This window comes from Flavobacterium sp. NRK F10, from assembly GCF_024054235.1.
In the GTDB taxonomy this organism is placed as follows: Bacteria; Bacteroidota; Bacteroidia; order Flavobacteriales; family Flavobacteriaceae; genus Flavobacterium; species Flavobacterium sediminis.
In genome coordinates this window covers 2,232,687-2,242,312 of sequence record NZ_JAMXLC010000001.1, presented here as the reverse complement: position 1 = coordinate 2,242,312, position 9,626 = coordinate 2,232,687, and the positions used below count along the sequence as shown (strand labels likewise).

7 protein-coding genes and 1 pseudogene are annotated in these 9,626 nt (G+C 39.2%); all 8 read right to left on the bottom strand.

All coding sequences use genetic code 11. The features are described 5' to 3' along the window. Positions 1 to 110: 110 nt before the first annotated feature. Entirely contained in the window at positions 111 to 932 is an 822-nt protein-coding gene (locus NHF50_RS10140) for a phage tail protein (RefSeq protein WP_252776220.1), read from the bottom strand. Between the two features lie 325 nt (positions 933 to 1,257). Beyond that, positions 1,258 to 2,079, bottom strand: coding sequence for a phage tail protein (locus tag NHF50_RS10135; protein ID WP_252776218.1), 822 nt, complete (start codon positions 2,077 to 2,079; stop codon positions 1,258 to 1,260). Positions 2,080 to 2,196: 117 nt separating this feature from the next. Then, on the bottom strand, positions 2,197 to 4,146 hold the full coding sequence (locus NHF50_RS10130; RefSeq protein WP_252776216.1) for an OmpA family protein: 1,950 nt from the start codon (positions 4,144 to 4,146) through the stop codon (positions 2,197 to 2,199). 11 nt (positions 4,147 to 4,157) lie between these two features. Beyond that, positions 4,158 to 5,090: a type IX secretion system membrane protein PorP/SprF gene (locus NHF50_RS10125; protein ID WP_252776214.1), complete on the bottom strand. Its 933-nt coding sequence runs from the start codon at positions 5,088 to 5,090 to the stop codon at positions 4,158 to 4,160. Between the two features lie 15 nt (positions 5,091 to 5,105). Then, on the bottom strand, positions 5,106 to 5,783 hold the full coding sequence (gene aqpZ / locus NHF50_RS10120) for an aquaporin Z (RefSeq protein WP_252776212.1): 678 nt from the start codon (positions 5,781 to 5,783) through the stop codon (positions 5,106 to 5,108). Positions 5,784 to 5,787: 4 nt separating this feature from the next. Beyond that, entirely contained in the window at positions 5,788 to 7,041 is a 1,254-nt protein-coding gene (locus tag NHF50_RS10115; protein WP_252776210.1) for a gliding motility-associated C-terminal domain-containing protein, read from the bottom strand. A 132-nt stretch (positions 7,042 to 7,173) separates the two neighbouring features. Then, positions 7,174 to 8,664 carry a hypothetical protein gene (locus NHF50_RS10110; protein ID WP_252776209.1) on the bottom strand — a complete coding sequence of 497 codons (1,491 nt, stop codon included), beginning with the start codon at positions 8,662 to 8,664 and terminating at the stop codon, positions 7,174 to 7,176. A 103-nt stretch (positions 8,665 to 8,767) separates the two neighbouring features. Further along, positions 8,768 to 9,626: pseudogene (locus NHF50_RS10105) on the bottom strand (hypothetical protein); the annotation flags it as partial.

The following is a 9,626-nucleotide window of genomic DNA, read 5'->3' as shown; positions in this document are numbered from 1 at the left end:
ACACTCATCGCTTAGTTACATAATAACCGGAAGAATCATATACAGGATGGTTCTCATTTGTGCCTCAATTCAAAAAAATCATTACACCATTTTGCATGCTAAACAGATCTTTAATATTTTATAATATAAGTAACTACAATATTTCCCGGGCGCGTTTCACTATCACCGCCACTAATACTATGGGTATGAGGCGGCGTATCTCCGCCGTAAACACCTTCCGATACCGCAGGCCAATACCCGCCATTCCATATTGATAACGTCATCCCACCACCAGCGACATTTGCTTGAGAAAAAGAAGGAGTATAATAATGATGACTGTGCTGCCCCGCACCGGCAGCATTTGCTGTAAAACCGTTAGTAGTAGGATACCCTGTTGCGTACCCTTGAGGTGTTCCCTGTGTTGCAGCGGTGTAGGTAACTCCACCGATATTTTGTGTTCCGGAACCTCGCAGGAAAACACCATTAGCATTAGGCAGGTTGAACGTATTGATCCCGTCTCCGCCTCCATAAGCGATCTGTACAGCGGCAAATAAGTCGGCATAAGTTGTACGGCTCACTTCACTACCGTCGCAAAGAAACCAGCCTTCCGGTGCTGTGGTCCCGGCATAGGCAACAATTGTTCCGGCAGGTACGGATCCGCTGCTACTGCTTACTGCTCCCATTTTTACCCACTGCGTTCCGTCAAAATAGTAATATCCTACTGTGGTAATACTCACTCTCTGTCCCAGTGCATCTCCTCCGGAAGCATCTGTGATGTAAATCAATACTCCTTTCTGGTCTGCTCCATAAAGTGCATCTCCTTTAGCCGTAAGTTCTGCTCTGGTAAGTCTCGGGGCTTGTATACCGTCGATTGCATTTATATCCGTTGGCTTCCCATTAACATCGAAAGTTGATTTCGGATCAGCTGTTTGAACCCCGGTTTGTGCGTTCATAACAATACTTGTTAATAGTATTGTTAGTATGTAAACTATTTTTTTCATTCTTTACCTGATTAAGTGTTAGCCTTTGTCTTATTCGTTGTTAATTCATTGAAAATCAAATGCTAATTATTAATTTTTACTACAATAAATTCACTACGTCTGTTTTGTTGGTGTTGTGCTTCTGTTTGATAATCGCATGTTGTTAATCATACGTTTGTCTGCGATCGCACTCATTAGCTTAGTTACATAATAACCGGAAGTATCATATACAGGATGGTTCTCATTTGTGCCTTAATTCAAAAAAATCATTACACCATTTTGCATGCTAAACAGATCTTTAATATTTTATAATATAAGTAACTACAATATTTCCCGGGCGCGTTTCACTATCACCGCCACTAATACTATGGGTATGAGGCGGCGTATCTCCGCCGTAAACACCTTCCGATACCGCAGGCCAATACCCCCCATTCCATATTGATACCGCCATTCCACCACCACCTACATTTGCTTGAGAAAAAGAAGGAGTATAATAATGATGACTGTGCTGCCCCGCACCGGCAGCATTTGCTGTAAAACCGTTAGTAGTAGGATACCCTGTTGCGTACCCTTGAGGTGTTCCCTGTGTTGCAGCGGTGTAGGTAACTCCACCGATATTTTGTGTTCCGGCACCTCGCAGGAAAACACCATTAGCATTAGGCAGGTTAAACGTATTGATCCCGTCTCCGCCTCCATAAGCGATCTGTACTGCAGCAAATAAGTCGGCATAAGCTGTACGGCTCACTTCACTACCGTCGCAAAGAAACCAGCCTTCCGGTGCTGTGGTCCCGGCATAGGCAACAATTGTTCCGGCAGGTACCGATCCGCTGCTACTGCTTACTGTTCCCATTTTTACCCACTGCGTTCCGTCAAAATAGTAATATCCTACTGTGGTAATACTCACTCTCTGTCCCAGAGCATCTCCCCCGGAAGCATCTGTGATGTAAATCAATACTCCTTTCTGGTCTGCTCCATAAAGTGCATCTCCTTTAGCCGTAAGTTCTGCTCTGGTAAGTCTCGGGGCTTGTATACCGTCGATTGCATTTATATCCGTTGGCTTCCCGTTAACATCGAAAGTTGATTTCGGATCAGTTGTTTGAACCCCGGTTTGTGCGTTCATAACAATACTTGTTAATAGTATTGTTAGTATATAAACTATTTTTTTCATTCTTTACCTGATTAAGTGTTAGCCTTTATCTTATTCGTTGTTAATTCATTGAAAAGCAAATGCTAAGAATTATTTTTTTACTACAATAAATTCACTACGTCTGTTTTGTTGGTGTTGCGCTTCTGTACATGGCGAATCATTGGCCGGTTCACAACCGCAATCATTTACCAATTGGCTTTCTCCATAGCCTTTACCGGTTAATCGGTTAGCTGCAATACCATGATTGACTAACCAGTCAATGGTTGCTTTTGCTCTTTTATTTGATAATCGCATGTTGTAATCATACGTTTGTCTACAATCCGTATGGGAACGTACATCTACTTTGATACTTGGATATTCTTCCATTACAGCCAATAAAACGGATAGTTTTTCTTCTGCCTTTTTAGTGATATTCCATTTGTCCAGATCAAAATAGATGTTTTCTATGTCGTATACTTTTGCCAGGTCAACTTCTTCTTTAATTTCATTGAAACGTTTGGTCAACGCTATGTCTCCACTCTGAGTTCCTGAATTTGACGAAGTTGTTACTGCTACTTCATTTGTATCGTATTGATCTGCTGAAACTCTTATAAAGAACTTAGAATCACAGGCTAGCTGATCTATTGAATAATTTCCGTTAGCATCAGTACTCGTACTGCTTATCTCCTGCATCTTAGCATCAAATAAAGTAACATGGGCATTTCGTAAAGGCTGATGCGTTTGGGCATCAGTTACTTTTCCTTCTAATAACTGTTTACAGTCTAAAGGCAGCGATGTTTTTTCCTTAAATCTATAGATATCATCATACCCTTCGCCCCCGGATTTATTAGAAGAATAATATCCTAATTTATTATCTGTATCTATTATATAAGCAAAATCATCAAATTCTGTGTTAATAGGTCTTCCTATATTGTACACTTTCGAATCAAGACCTCCTGATTTTAACTGTACTCCGAAAATATCCAGACCTCCTAGCCCTAAATGTCCGTCTGAAGCAAAGAATAATTCATTCTTTTTAGTAACAAAAGGAAATGTCTCTCTACCCGGAGTATTAATACCCAAACCTAAATTCTTTGGACTACCGTAATTGTTTTCTCCTGATATTGTGACAGCATACAGATCTGATTCTCCGTAACCTCCCGGCATATCCGATGAAAAATACAATGTTTTCTCATCCGGACTCAAAGCAGGGTGTGCACAATTATAATTGTTGCTATTGAAAGGTAATTCTTCTACATCTTCCCACTTCCCTTTTCCATTTAACCGGGCTTTGTAAATTTTTAACAAAATGGTTTCATTTCCGTTTTTCCCTTTTTTACCGTCTAAAAAATTATTGCGGGTAAAGTACATCGTCTTACCATCCTTTGTAAAAACAGCTGTTGATTCATTGAATTTCGTATTGATCTTTTTATCAAATTGTTCCGCTTTCTCTAATTTTCCGCCTTCACCTATTGTAGAATAATACAAATCACTATAAGGTTGGTTCGTCCAGGTATGGACATCTCCGCTTCCTCTGGAAGAGGTAAATACGATTCCGTCTTTATAGAATGCCGGACCATAATCACTATAAGAACTGTTGATTCCGGCATCTTCTAATTGGTAACGATCCGAGACCTTAGCTATATCAGTCAGATAATTTTTATCTTTAACATAGGCCAATGACCTCGGATCATTAGGTTTCAATTTTGAGAACTGCTCCAGATATGCATTTGCTTTTTCAGTATCTCCGACAGATTTTAAAGATTGTGAATAACGGTAGTACGATTCCGGATCTATTGATGCTGATGTACCACTTTTAAACAGTTCATTATACCATTTATTGGCAGCTACATAATCTGCGTTAAAATAATAGGAATTTCCTAACTTTTCATAGATTTCAGCTGTACCGTATCCTTTATCCACTACCTTTTCATAAACTGTTACGGCATCCATATAGGCCAGATCATCATAACGATCATCAGCTTTTTTAATTTTGTTATTTTGTCCAAAACAACCTATCGACAGGCCTACTAATAAGGCTATTGTAATTCTTTTTTTCATAATACGTACTTTTAGAAAAATCGTGGTGAATAAACTTTCTCAGTTCGCTTAAACAACTCAAAACGAAGGAAAATCTCATGAGATCCCGAATTATAATTGGCCAATTTTGTAGTCTCGGCATCATACGCATAACCGATCAACAATTGATCCGTTATCTGAAAACCAACTAACCCGCTCAAAGCGGCTGACCAGCGATAAGCACCTCCTAAAATGAACTTATCATGTATCAGGAAGTTAGCTGTAAGATCCAGTTGTAGCGGAGCTCCTTTTACAACCTTACTCAAAAAGGCAGGTTTGAATTTCAAATTAGGAGACAGATCAAATACATATCCCCCCATGAAATAGTAGTGCATACGCTCTTTTGCTAATGACACACTATTATCATCATAATGCTTCGTCTCTAAGAAATTAGGAACCGACAACCCTAAATAATAATTATCAGAGTACCAATAGGCTCCGGCACCTATATTAGGTGAGAAACGATTGTCTATATTATTTTGGAACTGAGGATCCGTAGGATTGTAAATAGACAGTTTCGTATAATCGACATTCAATAAATCAGCACTCCCTTTTATTCCAAAGGACAAGGTACTCGTTTCAGATGTCTGAATACGGTAAGCCACATCTATTGATATGGTGTTCTCATCTGAAGGACCGATGCGATCGTTCACAAAAGATAATCCTATTCCGAAATTAGAATTTTTAATAGGTGTATGTAGCGATAATGTATTGGTTACCGGTGCTCCGTCTAATCCTACCCATTGTGTCCTATGTAACCCAAAAATACTCAACACGCCTCTGGTACCGGCATAAGCCGAATTCACATTCATGGGATTATACATATACTGTGTGTATTGTGGATCCTGCTGAGCAGTACCCGCAAATCCAGTTAACAGAATTATTAAAAACTGTAACAATCTTCGTAATTGTAATAATTGACTCATATTCTTCTTTTATAATTAATGACTTCTTTTATAAATAGTTCCGGCTAATACTGCCCCTGCTAACGGCGCCACCCAAAACAACCACAACTGTTCGTTGGGCCAGATCACTTCAGCAAATAAAGCGGAACCCGTACTTCTTGCAGGATTTACCGATGTATTAGTAACAGGAATGCTGACCAAATGAATCAAGGTTAAAGCCAAACCGATCACCAAGCCTGAAAAAGGCGTTCCGGATGACTCATCACTTACTTTTAAAATGATCAACACAAAAAAGAAAGTCATGATTAACTCTGTTAAAAAACAAGCCAACAAGGAATAATGCATCGGTGAATGTTCACCATAACCATTGGAAGCAAAACTGCCTATGGCAATGGAATCGTTGCCGGATACGATCAGATATAAAAAACCGGCTCCTAAGATGGCTCCTGTTAATTGAAATAACATATACCCCAAACCATCAAAAAAATTCATTCGACCGCTGCTAACAACCCCTATGGTCACTGCCGGATTCAAATGGCACCCGGAAACAGGTCCTATAACATAAGCCATAGTGACTACTGATAATCCGAATGCCAATGAAACACCAGTAAAGCCTATTCCCAGTTCGGAACAGGAGCTTGCTATTACGGCACTACCGCAACCGGTAAGAACCAACCAAAAAGTACCCAATAATTCTACAATAAATTTTTTCATCTTCTTATTTACTTACTAAATAGAGATATCCTGTTTTATTATATTGTCTTACTTCTCCGTTAACTCTGTAATCAAAGTTTAACACATAAAAATAGGTTCCGGTAGGTAACTGTTCTCCTCCGGAAATTGTTGTTCTACCGTCAGAATAGCCTCTAAATAAATTAGTACCCGTTTCATAATTATCCGTCTCATATACTTTTACTCCCCATCTGTTAAATATGCTTATCTTCATGTTTGTAGCACACTCACTATCATCATTTAACTGTTGGATGTTAAAAAAGTCGTTCTGTCCATCCTGATCGGAAGAAACCGCATTATAAACCACTAAACCACAAGGCAAAATATCTTCTGTTTTAACTCGCGCCAAAGTAAAAACCCCGTAGTCCCTAACTATCGTCGTTACTGTTTTAGCGTTGGCATCTGCTACACCTCCCTCATCCAGCCATAATTGTTCTGTTTCATCCCATCTTACAATATGGATAGCTTCCACAGGAGTAGCATAGATCTCTGCTGGTGTGGTTTCCTCTCGCCAAGACAAAGTCACCATTCCTTCCGTTGTTCCGACTGTTCTTTCAATTGTCCAATACTCTGCATTGTCAATCAACTCTATAACTCCTTCCTTACTACTATGAGGATGTATAGGGTTTGAGTTTTCAAAAAAGTATTTCCCTGTAAATACATCATTTATATTATCAGGAGCACTGATCGCGGCAAATCGATAATACCCCGCATCTCCGATCGGATAGGTGAATTCCGTATTACCGTTCTTCTGAACCAAACCGTCCACATGGCTACCATCAAAAGTTCCGGTATGGTATCCGTTCACTTCAAAGATCATTAATCCGCCGAAATCATCGTCTTTTACGATTCCTTGGTTAAACTCAGCTTCATTGTCCACACTGATCTCACTGCTTAATTCAAAGGAAGCCGTTGTACTTGAAGGATTATTAAACAGTACATCATAAAAATAACTGATATTCGAGCCCGTTAACTGTTGTACAGCCGCTCCTTCAAAACGTGTATATCCGGTCTCACCCGGAGTGAAATCCACTACCCCGTCATTATTGAAATGATTGTAAATAAACGACTCTCCGTCATTGATAAAAACTCCGGAAGGGGTATTATCAAAGGCTCCTACTGTAGAAAACTGTGTGTTTGGGGTCACATAAAGTTCCCCCGTATTGATTGTTTGGGCACTTATAATTCCCCCAAAAAACAATACAGGAATTAAAAAAGTATTACTAATTCTTGATTTCATAATCTCTTTGTTTAGTTGGTTCCTGAGAAAGAACCCGTTATTAAATAACTAAAAAGCCTTTTTAAAAAACGGGAATGGTAATTTTTAACTAAAATTTTACCATCCTCCGTCTTTCACAGATTACTTAAATATTTAATGATTGTTAACTTTAAGGAGTTCTTCCAATTGTTCTAATCGTTCGTTCGTAGTCTTAAAATTTTCTTTAAGCACTTCCATCTCTTTATCTTTAGCTTCAATTTGTTTTTGCTGCTCAATTACATGTAAGTATAGTTCTTCTAACTTTTCCAGCGATTGAACTGATAAATCTGTTAGATTAAAAGAATAACCGTCTTTCGTTTTAGGCAGGTCTTTAATTGAAGTTACACCCGGCAAGTGGCTATTCTCTTTAATATAAGCTTCTACTTCATTTAAAGTTTTGAATTTGTAATCTTTTTTAATTATCGATGATCCTGTGAAATAATCTTCAAATACATAATCAGCATATACACTACTTGTCGTTCTAATAGTTCCAGCTACTGCAAGTTTTTCTCCCGGAGAGCCAAACATAGCATTCTGTCCAATAGCTACATTTCCCGTATGATAGATTGCCTCTGCATCTGTTGTCGCCGGAACAACTCCCCCTTGAACAAACCAAGGTTCGCCTGTAAGCGCTGCTAAATCTAACGGTGATCCCGTTACTCCGTTTACGGTAGTTGTTAAACTTGTCCCTGTTAATGCATTAGACACTGTTGTATTTAGATTGATTAGCGTAGCCATATCCAATACAGTAGCTACACCATCTTCATCTGTATACGTTATCGTACCGTTTCCGTTATCTACCAATGAGGTCAATGTCTCCACTGCGGCTACTGCCGTGCTTAGATTGATCACTGTCCCTACACCATCTTCATCTGTATACGTTATTGTACCGTTTCCGTTATCTACCAATGAGGTCAATGTTTCTGCAGTAGCTACCGCTGTTGATATCTCATTCAATACATTAGTATCTCCAAAAATTGTACTTGCATTATTGATCACACTACCCGGTACATCTATAGTCGTTGCTGTTGCATTCTCACTGGTATACGTATAAGTACCGTCTGTATTGTCTACCAAAGTGGTAAGGGTCTCTATTGTTGCAACTGCTGCGGCATCAATAAAGGCTCCTCCGTCTGTCCCCACTGTTATAATGTTCCCTCCGTCTGTACTGACTACATTAACGCTATCACCCGATGATAATCTCACCCATTGCCCGTTTGTAATATTATCGGTAGCACCGGGGTTATAGAAGTAGTAAAAACCCGGAGTCACACTGGTCTGAATCCCCTGCCCGGCAAGGGTTGTTCCCGTTCCGCTATTGTAAACGATCATTCCGTCAAATGCAGTCGGAAAACTAAGTCCGTCTAAATTACCCGTAATAAATGTCCAGATAGTCAAATCCGTACGTGGAAAACTCAATCCTCTCCCTCTGTTATTAGGATAATTAACTGTATTTTCTGAAACATCTAAAAAAACGTTCTCACCAACCAAAGCACTCCCAATTGTACCGTAGGATTTAAGCTGAGCTTTTGCTTCATTTGCAAAAAGAGCAGTGAAAAACAGTGGTAATACTGTCTTACATGTTATTTTTAAAATTTTTTTCATTATGTCTTAATTTTTTATCAAATTACAATTACCACAAATCCCTAGTAAATCTCTCTTTTTAAGAAAGAGAATATCATCCCATGGATTTTTTTATAAACTAGTTTTACCGTCCTGTAATTCGTACCCAATCGGTTCCGGTACTTATATATTCTGATGCCGTTCTGGAGGGTATATTACTAACATTTAAAGGCGCTGTATCTCCCGGAATCCCTCCAAAGGTCAATGCCGAAGCTGTATCATTTGCTAATTTTAAAACCCTACCAGGATATAAAGCTGCTGAAGGAAATGTTAAGTTACCGTCTATCCCCAGATTAGTAAATATTACCACATAATCTTTATCCAACCAAGTTACTGTTGCTCCGGATTCCACTCTGTAACTGTAATATACAGCTCCGTCTTTCTGAAATGTTCCGTTTAATATAAAACGTCCATTATTTCCACCGATATCAAAAGTCAGATCATTATCACTATACGCAACTACACGATCCCCGGTAAGTGTACCATCTACTGAGTAGATATTAGTATTACTAGCGGCAGCTGTAGTGGTTGGAATACCATTCTCATTTGTATAAGTATACGTACCGTCTCCATTATCTACAAAGGTTGTAACCGTTTCATTAATATTTGTAACTACTCCATCTTCATTGGTATATGATGCTATTGTGTGTCCGGTACCCCCGACAATATCATTAACTGTTGTTACTGTCTCATCAATAGCTACAGACGTACCGTTTGCCTCCGTTACGGTTGCTATGAGATGACCCGCTATTACGTTTGAAACAGACAAGCCATTTGCATCAAATGTTGTAACGGTACCATTCTCTGAAGTATACGTAAATGTTCCATTACCATTGTCTACCAATGAGGTCAACGTTTCAGTAGCTGCTACGGCTGTGCTTAAATTGATCACAGTTGCCACTCCGTCTTCATCTGTATACGTCATCGTACCATCTCCGTTGTCT